The 17520-nt window shown below is 38.4% G+C and carries 9 protein-coding genes; 2 read left to right on the top strand and 7 right to left on the bottom strand.

Annotation, left to right across the window (positions count from 1 at the left end; translation table 11 throughout):
- Nucleotides 1-27 precede the first annotated feature (27 nt).
- From ACGHVY_RS20575 to ACGHVY_RS20550, 6 genes are all read right to left on the bottom strand, one after another.
- Nucleotides 28-1161: a GyrI-like domain-containing protein gene (locus ACGHVY_RS20575; protein ID WP_308743976.1), complete on the bottom strand. Its 1134-nt coding sequence runs from the start codon at nt 1159-1161 to the stop codon at nt 28-30.
- Nucleotides 1162-1578: a DUF3788 domain-containing protein gene (locus ACGHVY_RS20570; protein ID WP_308743977.1), complete on the bottom strand. Its 417-nt coding sequence runs from the start codon at nt 1576-1578 to the stop codon at nt 1162-1164.
- Nucleotides 1579-1894: 316 nt separating this feature from the next.
- Nucleotides 1895-3280 (bottom strand): alpha-L-fucosidase, encoded by a 1386-nt coding sequence (locus ACGHVY_RS20565; RefSeq protein WP_390601222.1) that lies wholly within the window; start codon nt 3278-3280, stop codon nt 1895-1897.
- 2 nt (nt 3281-3282) lie between these two features.
- A complete protein-coding gene (locus ACGHVY_RS20560) occupies nt 3283-4059 on the bottom strand; it encodes a DUF5040 domain-containing protein (RefSeq protein ID WP_308743979.1) in 777 nt (258 codons plus the stop codon).
- A gap of 14 nt (nt 4060-4073) precedes the next feature.
- On the bottom strand, nt 4074-5744 hold the full coding sequence (locus tag ACGHVY_RS20555; protein WP_308743980.1) for a hypothetical protein: 1671 nt from the start codon (nt 5742-5744) through the stop codon (nt 4074-4076).
- 85 nt (nt 5745-5829) lie between these two features.
- Nucleotides 5830-7944 (bottom strand): right-handed parallel beta-helix repeat-containing protein, encoded by a 2115-nt coding sequence (locus ACGHVY_RS20550; RefSeq protein WP_390601219.1) that lies wholly within the window; start codon nt 7942-7944, stop codon nt 5830-5832.
- Nucleotides 7945-8289: 345 nt separating this feature from the next.
- Between ACGHVY_RS20550 and ACGHVY_RS20545 the strand changes: the two genes are divergently transcribed.
- On the top strand, nt 8290-11451 hold the full coding sequence (locus tag ACGHVY_RS20545) for a SusC/RagA family TonB-linked outer membrane protein (RefSeq protein WP_390601217.1): 3162 nt from the start codon (nt 8290-8292) through the stop codon (nt 11449-11451).
- Between the two features lie 16 nt (nt 11452-11467).
- Nucleotides 11468-13183: a RagB/SusD family nutrient uptake outer membrane protein gene (locus ACGHVY_RS20540; RefSeq protein WP_390601215.1), complete on the top strand. Its 1716-nt coding sequence runs from the start codon at nt 11468-11470 to the stop codon at nt 13181-13183.
- 74 nt (nt 13184-13257) lie between these two features.
- Here the strand turns inward: ACGHVY_RS20540 and ACGHVY_RS20535 are convergent, their stop codons facing one another.
- Complete coding sequence (locus ACGHVY_RS20535) at nt 13258-17334, bottom strand: two-component regulator propeller domain-containing protein (RefSeq protein ID WP_390601212.1); 4077 nt, start codon at nt 17332-17334, stop codon at nt 13258-13260.
- Nucleotides 17335-17520: the final 186 nt, after the last annotated feature.

Genomic DNA, 17520 nt, shown 5'->3' with positions numbered 1-17520 from the left:
ATTGTTTCTTAAAGTGTTGGTAATCTATTATTTCTTTACTACCGGAATATAAATATCGGTAACCAGTTCCGTTTCAGGAGTGGAAGCAGGATGATTCATATACATCTCAAAACTAAAGGTACTTTGAGGACGATACTTACTTTTCGGAAACCATTCTTCATAAATTCTCCGGTAGAATCTGTGTAATAAAGAATAATCTCCTGTATGCCTGAATATCGCATAGCGACCACCGGGAATTTCCATCACTCCCGGTTGAGAGTTATCTACTTTCTTATTATCTATCGTTACTCCGAGATAGAAGCGGCATTTTTCCTCAGGTGTGATGGACGGGTCGTCCATACTGACGCTTACGAATTTGTAATCGGACTTACCTTCATTATACCGCTTGGCATAATTTATAAGCCTGTTCCATATAAGTTTATATCGCAGCTCGTCCTTATACTTCTCACCGACTTCAATATAGAATATCTCCATTGGCTGAATTGACCAAATTTCAGGAGTGAGAGACGTGTGCTGTTCGTCATACATCGGCTTATATTTTTCTCTATATTGAGATGCCGGTATTCCGAAATGCTTCTTGAAGGCTTTTGCTAGACTAAACTTGGTCTGATAACTTGTCTGCTCCAATATCTGATTGAGTGTAAAATCGGTAGATACCAACAGATGTGCTATATGTTCAAGGCGCAACCGCTGTATATAGATTCCTATATTCTCTCCGGTAACAGCCTGAAATACCCTTCTGAAGTGATATTTGGAAAGTCCGCTCATGTCACTAAGCCTGTCCGTATCCAAAGAATCGAATAAATGATTATTGATATGAACAATAATATTCTGAATCTTTTGATGATGAATGTTGCTGGTTTCCAATTTCTGTTTCCATCGCTTCAGTTTGGGTAATCGTCCGTTAAGTATAGTTCTCAATTCTTCCGGTGAGTACATGGTGTCTGCATACTCATTGTACTTGTCAGTGTATTTTATCCAAATATTAATCATTTCCGACATCGGAATATCGACAATATACTTTCCGTCTTTCAGGCAATAATAGCAGTATTCATCACTTTGCGAACCATCGGAGTTGGTACCCAGGTATTTCTCTACATCAAATCGTAAAGGCATCCCGCAACTTTGACAATACTTCTTGTTTATTTCTGATTCAATCATTTATCGGTTTGGTTTTCGTTTGATAGACAGAAGCTGTTCCATATCACTGAATAAACTGGTATCTTTTAGTTCGAACATAAGCCACTTCCCATCATGAAAAGTAGTCGTCTCATCATATACCTTCAGTGTCTCGTTGGAGAAAACTTCTCGTTGTGATTCAAACCTGGCACGTTCGTCTTTGCCTAAAATGACCATGAAACCGAAAGTCTGCTCTCTGGCATATAGGGCGCAAAGCGTTTTCCCACCTCTGCGATATTTATATTCGTACTTCCAGGCTTTTCCGCCATGATTCTGCAATTGTTCCATATTGTACTTCTGTTCAATGAGTTGGCAAAGCGAAGTCCATACATTATAAAGTTCTTTACCTATCAGGTTTTCCAGCATTTCGGGAGTGGGAATCTGCAAAGTCTCTTTCATGGCATCTATATTTACTTTTAATTATCAATATCACAAAGATAGACTGATTTTTCGATAGATGGTTGTCCAATATAGCTGTCTTTCGTGTGATTTCATTTATCAGGTTATTGCATAATGCTGAATGGATAAACCGCCATCATACTCTTTATACTTTGCGTCCTTGTATATCTTGACTAGCTTGTTGCCATAATCAATAATCATGTATTTGATAAATGGCGCATGCCGAATTCGTCTATAAATAGATGCATCATTAAAAATAAAAAAGTATGCATATGTTTGCTTGATGCAGTAATAATTAATTTTCCAGTGCTATTGATTACTCCAATATAAGTTCTATAACCGGTAACTCGACATTTGGGCGTTCTACAGGTAAAGTGATGATAACATCGTCAGCTCCTGTGTTTTCGGTCATATGGCTTCCTTTTTTGGTTTCAGTCCGAAATTTTAGTTCTGAATTGTCATTCAATAATTGAGCATATTTGATTTTTCCTTTATATTGTTTTAGATATAAGGATTTGAATGGCCATTCTAACACGTGTATATACAGTCGGTTAGTATTGGGGTTATATGTGAGAATACAATTGTTGGGACAAGCATATTCAGTTGGTGCGGCGGTACATCCATAAATGGCGCTACTATGAAAACGCATCCAATGTGCCAGGCCGTTTAAACGTTCTATAGCACGTTCGTCAAAAACACCTCTTGCTGTTGGACCAACGTTTAGTAATAGATTTCCACCTTTACTGACAGTTTCGGCTAACATAACAATTAGTTGATGTACACTTTTCCAACTGTATTCATCACGATGGTAACCCCATGAACCGGAGAATGTTTGACAGGTTTCCCAAGGAACTCGTTGGCTGTTTACTGTGGGCCACTGTTGTGGCATGAATTGTTCTGGAGTGATGTAATCCCAGCCTTGGTTATTCTCTGTTAGTCCAAGGCGGTTGTTTATAATAATCTGTGGTTGCAATTTTCGTGCTAATTTAACAATACCTTCTGCATCCCAGTCTTTACTATTCTTTCCATTTTCTCCTTCAGCATACGTATAATCCATGAAAAGTTCATCAATTTGTCCAAATTCAGTGAGCAATTCGGTTAATTGGTTTTTCATATATTCCCTGTATTTTGCCATATTACGGTTCTTGTTTAATTCTTTCAAGAGTTCGGGGTTTTGTGGCATTTTGGGGTGGTTACGGTCAATGGTGAAATCGGGATGATGCCAATCCAATAACGAATAATAAAATCCTATACGTATGCCTTCGTTACGAAAAGCATTAACTAACGGCTTTAGGATATCCTTTTTATAAGGTGTATTGGTTATTTTATAGTCCGTATATTTACTGTCCCACATACAAAAACCATCATGATGCTTAGTCGTGAAAACCATATATTTAACTCCGGCTACTTTTGCCATATACGCCCATTCTTCCGGATTATACAAATCGGGATTAAATAAGTTTTTGTAGCGGTTGTAATGTTCATCGGACATTTTTTCTCTGCTTTTTACCCATTCGTGGCGAGCAGGCATAGCGTAAAGTCCCCAGTGGATAAACAGACCAAACCTGTCATGTGTCCACCAAGACATACGTTCCGATTGGTTTAATGAGGAATTATATTGATTTTGAACAATATGTGTCGCATTCGTCTGTTGACAAACGAAAGATAGGAGAAAGAGGGTATATATAATAGTTCTTTTCATACTTAGTACTTTATAGGTAAAATTTTGGTCATCAAATCTACAAAAATAGCTGCCATTCGTTGCTGCATATATGATTGTTCGCCCCGTATGGGATGATGTCCATAAGCTATGCCTTCTGTAACCTGAATATCCGTGGAATATAATTGGCTGAAAGGTTTTCCAGTGACAGGATGTAATACATTTTTTGAGAATCCGATATATTTATCAAATTCAATTAAAGGAACTCCCCATTTAGCGGCGAGCTTTCTGATACTTTCATTATAAACGGTGCGACAATCATGCCAGTGTGTACATAATACAATAATTGCAGGTTTACCATAAGGAGTATTATAGTATTTGGATGTAGTATCATTACGTAATTCATAGCATTCCGTGAGGTAACGTTTGATGACATAATCATAGGCTGCCGCGTAATTGCTGCGATCAAATGGTACTTCATAATCCGTGTATTTATCTTTCAGTTGAAGTTCTTCATAAACATCTTTATTATGTACTTGCATAATGACTAATGCATCAATTTCTTCCAGCTCTTCTTTGGAGTAGAGGGTGCCATTGACCATTCGGTTAGCTGTATTGGCTATGGCTTCTCCGCCTATGGATCGGTTAATGGCTTCGGCATTCAGTTTGCGACAACCTATTTCGAACCAACCGTTTTGCGGAGAAGCGAATGAGGCTCCTGTCAATAAGATATTGTATTCTGTTGTTTTTGACAGGTTTTGTGCTGCTACTATTCCTGTGAAAATATAGAATAACAGCACGGTTAGAAATGTCTTCTTCATATTTTCTTGTTTTTTTATGGTTTATCTATAATTCTGTATTTATCTACAGTAGGATTTAGTCCTTGTTTTAAATCGTGATACAATGGAGGTTTGTTAAAGTCAAAACTATAAGGCTCATAAAGTGTGGCACAATCTGGATGAGTCTCTCCGAATAGTTTGTATTCTTTCCATAACCGGTCATAATTATCGATGGCTTTACGAATACTTTTTGTGTCATATTGGCCGTTTATATCTCCTTCGTAGCCTTTGAGCATGATAATCCAACCCTGTTCATAGATTGAATATAAAAGTAATCCGTATTTGGCGGAAGTTTGTAAGTAACGCTTTAGTTCCGGATTGCCTGTTTGTATTTTGTCGGCTAATGCTACAATCTCTTTCCAGATAGCAACACTTTGGGCTTTTTCTAGTATGATTTTATGAGTTAGTCCTTGTTCTATAATAGTTTTGAGATTCTGTCTCAATTCTTTCTCTCCTCCGATGAATTGATCTCTCGTCCACCATACATTGATGGGGAGAATTAAAGAAGCTCTTCCTCTGACAATCGCGTCAGCAGACAAAAGAGAAAGACGATGAAAACGTTCGATGTCTTTTCCTTTGAATCCGTTGACCATGGCATATTTCTTAAATAATTCCTTTTCCGGTAACGACATCTGGTTTGCCCAATTGGCCAATATTGCAACGTTTATGTCGCACCATAATTCATTTTTGATATAGGGACCTCTCCAGCCTCCTCCTCTTGACCATGTCCAAATACCAGCAAAATTGGGATTTGATTTTAACTGGTTCAAACAGTAAGGCTGGGAGTCTGATTTTAATTCTTCAAATCCATTAAGTACACCGTCTGCAATATAGTTCGGGTATGCTCCTTTGCCTTCATATTCGCGTTGACATTCAATTTCTACAATTTGTTTGTGCTTACCTATTCCTAATGTAGGGTTGAATTTATACGTTCGGTGATAATCCCCCTGTACGTGTTTTATGCATAGATATAGATTGGGGTGAGGTTCAACGTTGTTTGTTACGGAAAGGTAATATTGGGGATTGATATGGAAGTAGCCGAAATCCCATGTACGGTAGAAGATTTTTTTATTTTGGCGTATGCACACTTCTTCTCTCAGCAGATTTATTAGGTTACTGTGTATTTTTTCTCCTCCATCGGTTTTATATGTAGAATTATGTTCCCATGATTTTTCGTTTCTGGGTATGGGACCATTGCCAGTGTGGTAAGGAGTATTTTGCAAGTAAGTTTCTCCTACGCGAATAACCAGACCGTCAAGTTTCGGGAAACGTTTAAATATTTCTTGAAGCATGATTCGGTGTATCTCTTGTGTTTTGGGGCGAGTGAAGTCAATTCGTCCTGTCGCGTCACAAATTTCATTTTTATAAATTTCCACCAGGCGTTTGGGAAGTACGATGATATCAGTAAAGTAATATGCTTCCAATCCGGCTTTATGGATAGCTTCAATCTTGTTTTCTATGCGGGTGGCAACAGAATCGATCCATAGACACTCTTTAGAACCGGCAGGACATATTCTCGGGTCTAAACTGCTATATGTTATGGCTGTATGTACAGATTGAAATTCATTAACTACTTGCGCGTTAAAACCATATTGCACTAAATTCCCAGGTTCATTGAACCATGTGTTTGTAAAAGGTTCACCCGGATTATGATGAACCATATCCATAACAATAGGAGTTTGAGCAAACAGGCAACTCCACAGTGTGTTCGTTAGCAAAAGGACTGGAAATAGGTGTTTTCTCATGATAATATTATTGATTGTTATTAGTAACTTGTTGATCTTCGATAGAATCAAAACCCTTTTGTTGTTGTTTTATAGAATTGATTAATTGTACTCTATCCGGTAAGGAAGTGCGATATTTATCTATATATAGTCCGCATTTCTCTAATTGGTATTCTGTTATAGAGCTAACTCCCGGAATATTTTTCAGACTTTTTAGAATAGATATTTCTCGGAAATTTAAGTTGGGAATAACCAAGTCTGTATTACTGCCGAAGTATGAATATTGAAAATCTTCATCTTTCCCTTCTTTTCGTAATCCGCAACGGCAGTTGATAAATGTGTTATCTGCTATGCTGTTATTAATGGGTAATTCCAGATGGTCGGTCTGTAAAAATGTGCTTATGCCTGGGTAGATGTTGTCCCAGTTGCCTTTGTTAATACGGAAAACACCGAACAAATGGGTGAATTCAGGATTTTGTGCATTATAATTTCGTTTTTTTCCACGGGCATCAATACTTATGCCTGCTGCACTACAATCAAAATATAGATTATCGTGAACGTGATTGCAGTGGCCTCCACCTATAATGGTACCGGAAACGACTTGATGGACTATGTTTTTATAAATTGAGTCCCCCGCATGTCCATCATCTGCATACAATGCATTAGCTCGTGGTGAATGATGAATAAAATTGTGGCGTAAGACGTTGCCTCGTGAAGTCCAGTCCCAACGACTATAAAAGGCTCCGACATCACCTGTGACCTGAGCTATGTCGAACACTTCATTATATTCTAGGATATTGTTGTTTCCTCCATAGATAAAGGCTGCATGGGGAGCGTTGTGTACCATATTGTGCCGGACGCTAATTCCCACTGCATTGCCTTCTTTTATGCCGATTCCTGTAGTAAAGACTCCCAGTTTTACAGCAGGAGCATAACTGCGCTGTATTTCACCAAAACGGGTAAAATAATTGTTCTCTATTAAGTGTTTGCAAGCAATCAGATTTTTTCGGTCACCTCCTGATACCTCAATACAGGTGCGACCGATATATTCAAAGTTGTTGCTTTGTATTCTATTTTGTTTTCCTCCCTGAATGATTAATGCGTCTCCTAATATATTTTTGAAGTTACATCCGGCAATCAGACATTCTGTGGCATTTTTTATGATAACGCCATCGCCTAAATGATTTTTGAAGGAGATATTTTCTATTTTTATATGATTTGAATTTATAATGTTAATCAATGGGGTAGTGTCTGATACAATACTCAATAAGTTTTCATCGAAATGTTCGGGAGGGAAAAGATATAATTTTTGAGTTGTAAAATCAATGCACCATTCTCCCGGCTGATCTATTTCTTCGAGAAGGTTCTCTACATAATATTCTTCTTTTCCCGAACCGTACGGACGATGATATTTGGAACCGATGCCGCCAAATATGCCTACATCTTTTCCTGTCTTTGTTTCTATCCCTACGCTGTGAGTGACAGTTTGTTTGTTCGGGTCTATTTCCTTTATACGTACAGTCCAGGCCTGCCAGGGGATACGCCAGTATCCTGTAAACCATAGACCGTTTTTGACGGCATTCACCCATTTGCCGTGTTCCGGATCACTATATTCAAAAGTACCTCCCTGTTCGTTTGTTCCGAAATTGTCCAATACCCTTTTCATATATAGATAACCTTTGTTGGGGTAACGCGAAAGAGGGAGTAGCTCATTGTTGTAAATGAGTTGTGGAAAGTTCTTCCGCTCTTTCATTAAATCGGGAAAAAACGGAACATTGATACCTATTTCCGATAAGTCTATCTCCATAATATTACCTTGAGCATTCGGGTGAACTCTATTTTTGGTTTGAGTATCTTTGACAGGTCTCAGTTTTCCTTTCAAGGGTTTATCACATCGCAACTGTACCTTTCCCGGATTTTTACCTTTTATTATTATCCCTTTCTTACAGTTTTTTATATCTATGCTTTTATGAAGGATATAGTCTCCGTCATGAAGTAAAATGGAGTTTCCGTTCATAGATGCTTTTTCGATGGCTGCTTGTATGCCCCTCTCTCCTTGGAGTGGGGAAAGCTGGATAATACTTTGCCCCCGGCTGGGAAAGGAAAACGTACAGGCTAATAATAAGATCAGTAAATGTTTCATTGTATTATATTGATTGTTGAAAATAGAACAAGTGCAAAAGTACCGTGATTTAGCTAATCTTTTTAATAATGGCATTTCAAAATATATGAGATTTGTTTCATGAGTTATTCGAAGTATTTTATATCATTGCAGAAAATATGAAAAACATGACGGTTGAGACTGACATAAATCATTCGAATTTGCGTATCATGTAACATGTGTTATATAAATGTAACCAGTGTTGTTATGAAGATGCTATTCTCATATATTTTGAAGCATGAGTATTAATTGCCGTGCTGTCTAATGCCTAATTTTGCATCCGTAGTTAAACAACACTAAGTAACCTTTATTAAATTTTTAATTATTATGAATTCATTTACACGCATTGGATTACGATCTCGGTTCCTGTTGGTGCTGATGATTGGACTTATTTTACCGACATTGTCTGTTTGGGGACAGAATGCAACAATTACTGGTAAGGTCGTTGATCCCAAAGGAGAGCCTCTTGTAGGCGTTTCGGTCTTAGAACAAGGTACAACGAATGGTACTGTTACTGATATGAATGGTCGGTATAGTATTGTTGTTCAGAAAGACTCTTCTCCTCTTCGATTTAGTTATATGGGGTTTGATAATCAGGAAATTGTTCCGGGAAAACGTCGGGTTATCGATGTCACATTGACAGAAAACTCTGTGGTGATTGATGATGTGGTGGTGATTGCCTATGGAACTAAGAAACGCCGTGACATGATAGGGTCTGTTTCTAAAATTAAAAGTGATGAAATTTCGCTGATGCAAGGTGGTCGTTTTGAGAATTCTTTGCAGGGGCTGGCTTCCGGTGTACAAGTTGTGAATGACGGTATGCCGGGTAGTACTCCACAGATAAAGATTCGCGGTATCGGTTCTATTGCATCGGGGAGTGATCCGCTTTGGGTGGTTGACGGTATTGTAGGTGGAGGTTCTACGATGGTGAACTCCAATGATATTGAATCAATAGAAGTATTGAAAGATGCTGCTGCAACCGCAATTTATGGTTCCCGCGGTGCGAATGGTGTGATCATTGTTACAACGAAGAAGGGAAAAAAAGGAGGACTTAAATTCGACGTTCATTATGAAGGCGGTATTACTCCTATCACTAATTCAGATTTAGGACTGGCCAGTACGAAGACATACTTTGATATAATGGATGAGGCTCGTGCTAATGTGGGATTAAATCCGCTTGACCCGCAGAAAGATATTATCGAACCGTATTATTCCAATTGGACTTCTCCGATAACTCGTGAGGAAGCTATGAATACGGATATGGATTGGGTTGATTTGGTGACTCGTATGGGACATTTCCATGATATAAACGTGGCCTTGAATCAAGGGGGGGAGAACTCAACGACTTACGCGTCTGTTAATTACCGTTCTGACGAGTCCAGTTTGAAAGGGCTAAGCATGAATGCGGCCAGCGCACGTTTGAATAGTGAATTTAAGAAAGGAATTGTGACTTTGGGAACTCAGTCTTTTCTGAAGTTCGACCGTAAAAAATCGACGAATAAATGGGCGATAGTTTCTGATAAGTTTCCGTGGCGCAAAGTGTATGATTTGGAAGACCCTACAGGGTATTGGAATCCACAAATGGCGGATGGGCATCCGACAGCTACTCTTGACAACGATTATCAGTTGAGTACAGGTGAGAATTTTAGTTTCCGCACAACATTATATATGGATGTTAACCTGAAGTGGATAAAAGGGCTCTCAGTTCGTGCAGATGCAAGTTATGGGTATGGATTGGCGCAAAGTGATTATTGGTTGTCCGGCTTGATTACGAATACTGGCAATGTAGATGGTAACCAAGGTAATAAAAGCAAGAAAACGACTAAGTCCCAACAATATCATGCTTTTGCCAAATATAACCGTGAATGGACAGAACATGGTTTGGATATTGTAACGGGTATTGAAGCAAATAGGAGTTATACGGATAATGCTGTTGTTGCCGGTAAGAACTTGAGTGGTGAGTTTCAGGAACCCAAGATCATTGGCACAATGCTGGGGAATAACAGTGCTTATATAGGTGGTGAGAGTTACACATTCAGTTTCTTTAACCGTATCGACTATAAGTTCAAACAACGTTATTTACTTGGAGCATCTTTTGTACGCGAAGGATCATCTAAGTTTGTGAAAGAAAACCGTTTTGGAGACTTCTATTCAGTTTCAGGTGGTTGGATTATTTCTGATGAGGCTTTTATGCGTAATGCCGGTTTTATTTCATTGTTGAAGTTACGTGGTAGTTATGGAGAGACAGGTAATCAGAACATTCCCTCGGAAGTGACGAAGAATTCGTATAGTATAAAGAGCAAGCAATATTACAATAATATGCAGAATATGTTCTTATGGAATATTGCTAATAAAGCTGCTAAATGGGAGAAAAACAAAAGTATTGACTTGGGACTTGATTATGCGCTGTTCGATAATAAAGTGAATGGTTCTATTGCCTATTACCGTCGTACGACAAGTGACATGTTGATGCGTGTGCAATTACCCGCATCCGCCGGTATCACCAATAGCGGCGGTAATGCTGACAATAATTCTATGTGGGCCAATGTTGGTTCGATGTATAACCAGGGATTTGAATTTGATATTAATGTTACTTTGGTCAAGAAAGACTTTGAATGGAACATGAACTATAACTTGACGACAAATATGAATAAAGTGACAGCACTTGATGCAAGTGTTGATGCAAAAGGAACCGGTATCATCAATACACGTCCGGGAGCGATCACGAAGAAAGATCTGGCTTTAGGTACTTATTTTATGGCTGAATGGGCAGGAGTTGATCCGGAGAAAGGTATCGGCATGATTTATGAAATAGATCTTGACCGTTACAATAAGACTGGTGAGACAGTGAAAACCGGAAGATTGATTCCCGCTACTCAATCAAACGTAAATAAACATCGTATAATTCAAGAAGGTAAAACGGCTCTTCCGAAAGTTTATATGGGCTGGACAAATAACTTTAAATATAAGGCATTCGATTTATCATTTATGTTCTATCTCTCATTAGGTAGTTATACCTTTAATTATCACAGATATACAAAATCATTTGTAGGAGATGGACGTAATAATGTGACTGCTGATATTTATGAGAACTCATGGAAGAAACCGGGAGATATTGCAGAGTATCCGCAACTTCGTTGGCAAGATAAATATAATTATGATGACAATGGAAATGACAAGCAAAATGTAACTTATATAAAACATGATGCCGGTCACACCAAGTATCTGGAGAAAAGTGCTTATTTACGTTTGCGTAATTTGACTTTAGGATATACACTTCCACAAAGAATCTGCTCGAAAATAAATATTGATGCTTTAAGAGTGTATGTCTCAGCTGTCAACCTTTTCACCATTACTTCATTTAATGGCTATGATCCTGAAGTAAGAGTAAAGAATCAAACAGGTGCCAATGCGCAGGGAGCTGTATTCTCCGGTAGTGAAATGCCGCAGACCCGTATATTCTCCGCAGGTATTAACTTTAAATTTTAATTAAATATTTGATAGTATGAAAGCGATAAAAAATATAATGATAGCCTTATCCGGTATTGCACTTCTTGCTTCCTGTAATATGGATAAATTTTTTGAACTGGATCGTCCGGAATCTAATCCTTGGTTATCGGTTGATGATTTAGAATATTCTGTTGCTGATCCTTATAATACTCTTTTTCAGAATCCTAACTGGCAGGCACCTATCGGTATTATCCCTTATTATCAGGAATTGGTAGCAGATTTGTCTACGGTTAATCCGCAAGGGGCTTATGAACAGGAAGCACTTTACTGGTATCCTCGTCAGATGTCTACCTTTGATGTAACAGGACAACAATTTGAGAAGACCTTTTCAATATTATATCGTTCTGTAACAGGAGCTACTTCTCCGTTGACTTATATTGAGGAGAAGGAGAAAAAAGGAGAGCCGGTTTTTGCCAATATGACTGAAAATGATAAGAAGACGTTGGCACGTCAGACCGGAGAACTATATTTTATGAGAGGGTATACCTATTGGCTGATTAGCCGGGCTTTTGTTGCTCCTTACGACCCGGCAGGCGGAGAGGGGAATAATCGTAAGTTCATTCCGTTAATCAATAGGCTTGATTATTCACAAGAGTCTGCACGCAATCCTTATATGGGGACTGTGAAAGAAGTGTATGATCAAATGTTGTCTGATTTTGCTAAAGCTAAAAGTCTGATGCCTGAAGATTATTTTGTGCGTGGTCGTGCCAATAAATTTTCAGCTGCTATGATGTTGATGCGTGTAAAATGGTTAATGGGAGATAAAGACGGAGCATTGGAAGAAGCTGATTATGTGATTACTAAAGCGGAAGCCGGAGTAGCACCTTTTGATTTGACTGAAGAACCGATTGTTGCCTTTAACCGGAATGCCGAACAACAATATACAGTAGACCCGGTATCCAAGGAAGTAATGTTTGAGTGTGCGTTCACAGAAAGCAATCAGGGAAATAACGTAGCTATTCCGTTAGCTCGTATGTGTAAAACTGGTATTTATAATTTCAAGTCAAAGACATTTGATGCTAGTAATAAATTATGGTTGGATGGAGCGCGTGGCAGTCAGAATTGGCAACATGGTGGTTGGGCTTGTGCTTACTGGAATCCTCGTTTAATTAAGTATATTGGCTGGGCGGTAACAGATGATCCTACGGATTTGACGAATTATGTTCCGAGTGCAGAAGCCTTGGCTGATAAGAGATTTACTCAACTGCATTATTTCCTGAAAAACTATACGGATGGAGGAGATAAAACCATACATGAAATGGCATATAACAAGACAAAATGGAATGCTTTTTGGAATGATAAGTATTATCGGGCTCCGTATGGGAAGTATTCCCAAGTACCGTTGATTCGTTTGGCGGAAGCATATCTGACGCGTGCGACCTTAGTCCTTTCTAAGAATGCATCTCAAGCTTTAGGCGATGTGAATAAGATTCGTCAACGTGCCGGATTGACTCCTTTGAAGAATGTAACTGAAGCAGATATAGAAAAAGAAAGAATCAAAGAGTTTGGTTTTGAGAATGGAGACCGCTTGCTTTATTTAGTAGCTATGCAGAAGACAATTGATGGGCAAAAGAGAAATCCGGGAGCTGTTTATGATAATCCGAATACTGATGGGGAGCCGATTCCTGCAATGAATCCGCCTTACAGTACTATGTATGTGCCGTTGCCTTCCATTGAATATTTGTATTCAGGATCTTATCAGCAACCTTAAAAGAAGGTGAGGTTTTAAAAAAGAAGTGCCGCTATGTCTTACGATAGCGGCACTTCTTTTTGGTAATAACTCTGTTATTTCCTGTACTTCTTTATATATTCGGAAGGAGATAAGCCGTATTCTGTTTTGAAGCATTTTCCGAAATAAGATATTTCATTAAAACCGCATCGATAAGAAACTTCGGTCACTGTATATTCTGTGTTTTGAAGCATATCTAGTGAAGTTTTCAACCGTATGTCAAGGATGAGTTTACTGGGCGACATACCTGTTACGGCTTTGATCTTGCGATATACCTGTACGCGGCTCATACCGATTTCTTCACTGAACTGATCAATGGAGTAGGCTGGGTTTTCTATGTTTTTGTTTATTATTTCCATTACTTTTTTCATAAACTTTTCTTCCATGGCACTATAAACAGAAGTTTCTTTAGCTTCCGGTGGTTCTCTGTTGATTGATACCATTTCCGTTCCATATCGTTCTGCGAGTTTTTTCCGATTAATCAAAAGGTTGGCAACACGTACAACCAACAATTCCGGATCGAATGGTTTCATGATATAATCGTCAGCTAACGATTCATAGCCTTCGCGCACTTGCGATGAAGTGACACGGGCTGTGAGCAATATGATCGGAATATGTGAAGTTACCATATTGTTTTTAGATAATCTTGTAAACTCAATACCGTTCATGTATGGAGTCATAATGTCACTGATCACCAAATCAGGTATTTGTTTTTGTTCTATTTCATAGCCTTCTTTACAATTTACGGCAGTATAGATATTATAGTATTTGCTGAGCAATGATACCAGGTAATTACGTACATCCTCATTGTCTTCTATTATGAGCAGAGTTATTTCCTTGGGTGAAGTATTAGTCTGAGATATCTCGCAGGGATTGACATCTGTTGCAATAAGTGCTTCTACATCAGAATAAGCATGGGTGGATTTTACTATCTTGTCTTTGCTAAGTAGTTGGTTTTCGGTATAACTATCTTTACCTAATGGGAGAGTGAAAGACACGGTCATTCCATGCCCTTCTTTATTATCTATCCAAATACGTCCGCCATGGAGCTCAATGATACTTTTTGTCAGATTCAGCCCAATTCCGCTTCCCAGCACTTTCTCACCTGCCTGGAAGAAAGCTTCGAATATACGGGGCATCATATTGGCAGGGATTCCGGAGCCGCTATCTTCTACTTTAATCAAAAGAATCTTTCCTGCGGGGAGAGTCAGATTTTCAGGCTTCTGAATATCTTCAGTATTGGTTTCCATACTTGAAATGATAATATATCCACCGCTGGGAGTATGCTTTAGAGAGTTAGAGAGCAGGTTAAAGAAAACCTTTTCCAATAGAATGGCATCAAACCAAGTGTCTGTTGAGGAGGTCGTATCATTAAATTCGATAGATATGTTTTTCTTTTCGGCAACAGGCATGAATAGTTTGATGATTTCAGGTATGTAAGTACCTAGATTGTAATTGCTGACGTGAAGTTGCATTTTCCCGGCTTCCAGCTTGTGAAAGTCCATTAAACGGTTTACCAGCCATAATAAACGTTGGGAATTACGGTTGATCAGCTCCAATGGTTGGCGATATGCCGGAGGCATATCTTCTTTATGCAACAGGTCTGTGAGCGGAGCTATGATTAAAGTCAGCGGAGTACGGAGCTCATGTGAGAAATTGGTGAACATTTGTACACCCATATTGTGACTGATTTCAATATTCTGTTTCTCCATCTGTTTTAACTGAAGATCCATTTTCAGTTGTGCTTCCCGGGTTTTATAACGTATGAACAGCATAATCATACTAATGGTGAATGCAAGATAGAACAAATACGCATACCATGTTTTCCATAGAGGAGGAGTGACTGTAATTGATAATGAAGCATTTCCATTGCTCCATATACCGTCATTATTGCAAGCTCTTACTTTAAAAACATACTTACCTGGTGGGATATTAGTATAGTTAACGCTCCGTTCGTGTGTCGGTTCCGACCAACCCTTATCAAATCCTTCAAGCATATAGGAAAATTTATTGTTGGAGGCAAACACGTAACTAAGTGCGGAGAATTTGATTGTGAATGAGGTTTGGTTGTATCTTAATTTGATTTTCTGATTTGAAATATTTATCCATTGGGCAGTTTTATTATCTTCCAGATAATCTGCCCAAATTCTCATTTTTGTAATATATACGGGGGGGATGAATGTATTTTGTCTAATTAATTGGGGATTAAATGAAAGAAAATGATTATTTCCACCGACATAAAAAATGTTGGATGAACTTTTCAGGCAAGCGTGTAAATTGGTTTCCAATAAAGAATATCCATTTTTATTATCCCAGTTAGTGAAAGTCTCTGATTTGGGGTCAAAACATGACATGCCTTTTAAAGTAGAAACCCATAATTTACCGTTATTATCGGCCACAATACTGTTGATAGCATTATTGGGAAGACCGTTTTCTTCATTATATATCGTGAAACTTTCTTTGATATTATTATATAACCCTATGCCACCGCCATAAGTTCCTATCCATAAATTTTCCGATGCATCAGTATACAGCGTACTGACATGATTGCTTGGCAGGAGTTGTTCCGGACTTTTTTCTTCACTACCAAAATGTTTTAATTCATGAGTCTGTGTGTGATAGCGATATAGACCGGCTGCACGAGTTCCCATCCATATATAAGGTCCTATAGCTTTTAAATCTTGTACATTGATGATAGAAAGTTCTGTGGCACGACCCTTTACTGGAAAAGACTCTTCCAATTGGTTGTTCTCCATGTGGTAACGTAATACGGGGCTGTCTACTCCTAAAGCAATCCAATAAATATTATCAGTACCTTTGGCAATACATCTTACTTGATTATAAGGAAAATCGGGTATCTCTTTTATTATGCGGCGGGTTTCCATATCATAGAGATATAGTCCGCAATAATAAATACTAATCCATAAAAGATGATCTCCTTCTTTCTGTATATATTTTACCTCATTGTTTGTTACCGAGCGTGGAACATGAAGCGGGCAGTATTCATAACTTTCGTCTTTGGGATTGTAGATGATTAAACCACCGTCCGTGCCTAACCAAAGTTTTTCTTTATATTCTACTATGGCATTAATGTTTCCGATACTTTTTTGGAGCTTATATTCTGGTTTATGAGGAATAAAGAAATTGCTGTATGGTGTGTACAAATTAACACCTCCTCCGTAAGTTCCGATCCATATATTATTTGCTTTATCCCTATATAGAGAGATGATAGTATTTTCACTCAAACCGCAGCTTTGTTCCCGTTGGTAATAATTGATAAGCCTGTTTGCTTGCCGGTCATAAATCAGCACCCCTTCCCGTGTGGCAAGCATAAGATTTCCTTCCAACGTTTCTACAATGTAGTTGACTTGGGAGTTATTGAAATTTTTGCCGTTTTCCATTGTCAGGTTGGCATCTACGAGTTTACGGTTTTTACGGTCAAACCATTTAAGTCCTGAATCCCACATACCTACCCACAGGCGTTTATCATTGTCTTCATATAAAAAGTAGATCTTATGTTCATCACCGAATTGAAAACGCTCTGTAACATAGGTGACAGGATTCATGATGCACAATGTGTTGTTGATAAGATAGCAGATTTCATTTTGACTGTTTTGCATAAGCCAGAAGACAGAACCGTTGGTTGAAATGGGGATAAAATCATCAGTTTCCTTATTATACAGATTGAGTCCTTTCATGCTGCCTACCCAGATTCTTTTTTGGTTATCGCATAACAAGTGTTTGATGCAATTGTCCGATATAGTATACTGGTTCGCCGGATCATGAAAGTATTGGGTAAATGTATTTGAGGATACGTCGTAGCGATTCAGCCCACTGTGAGTACCTATCCATAGAACTCCGGGCGATTCTTCAATAATGGTGGTAACATCACTGCTGGATAGGGAGTGCGGCTGACCGTCGGCGCGAAAAACTTCGAACTCGGTACCATCAAACCGGTTTAGCCCATCTCGCGTGCAGAACCACATAACTCCGTTACTGTCTTCCAAACTACGTATAACGGTGTTTTGTGAGAGTCCGTTACTTACGTTATAGTTCTGAAACAATATGTTGTTGTCTTGCGCTCTGCAAATGGAAATAAACAGAAGAAAAATGATGAATGCAATGTTTTTCATGTCCTGATAGATATTTTTAGTAGAAGCAAATATAATTTGTTTGCAAGTAACTCGCAAACAAAATCGAGGTTGAAAATGAAAAACGTAACCTGTGTGATAGTAATGTAACCAGAGTAGGAATAAAGATACATGTATGGAAAAGATTGAAACATGATTTCTAATGGATTAAAATAAGGAGTGCTATTT

This window comes from Bacteroides sp. f07, from assembly GCF_042854785.1.
Lineage (GTDB): Bacteria > Bacteroidota > Bacteroidia > Bacteroidales > Bacteroidaceae > Bacteroides.
This window is presented reverse-complemented; position numbering and strand designations above follow the sequence as displayed.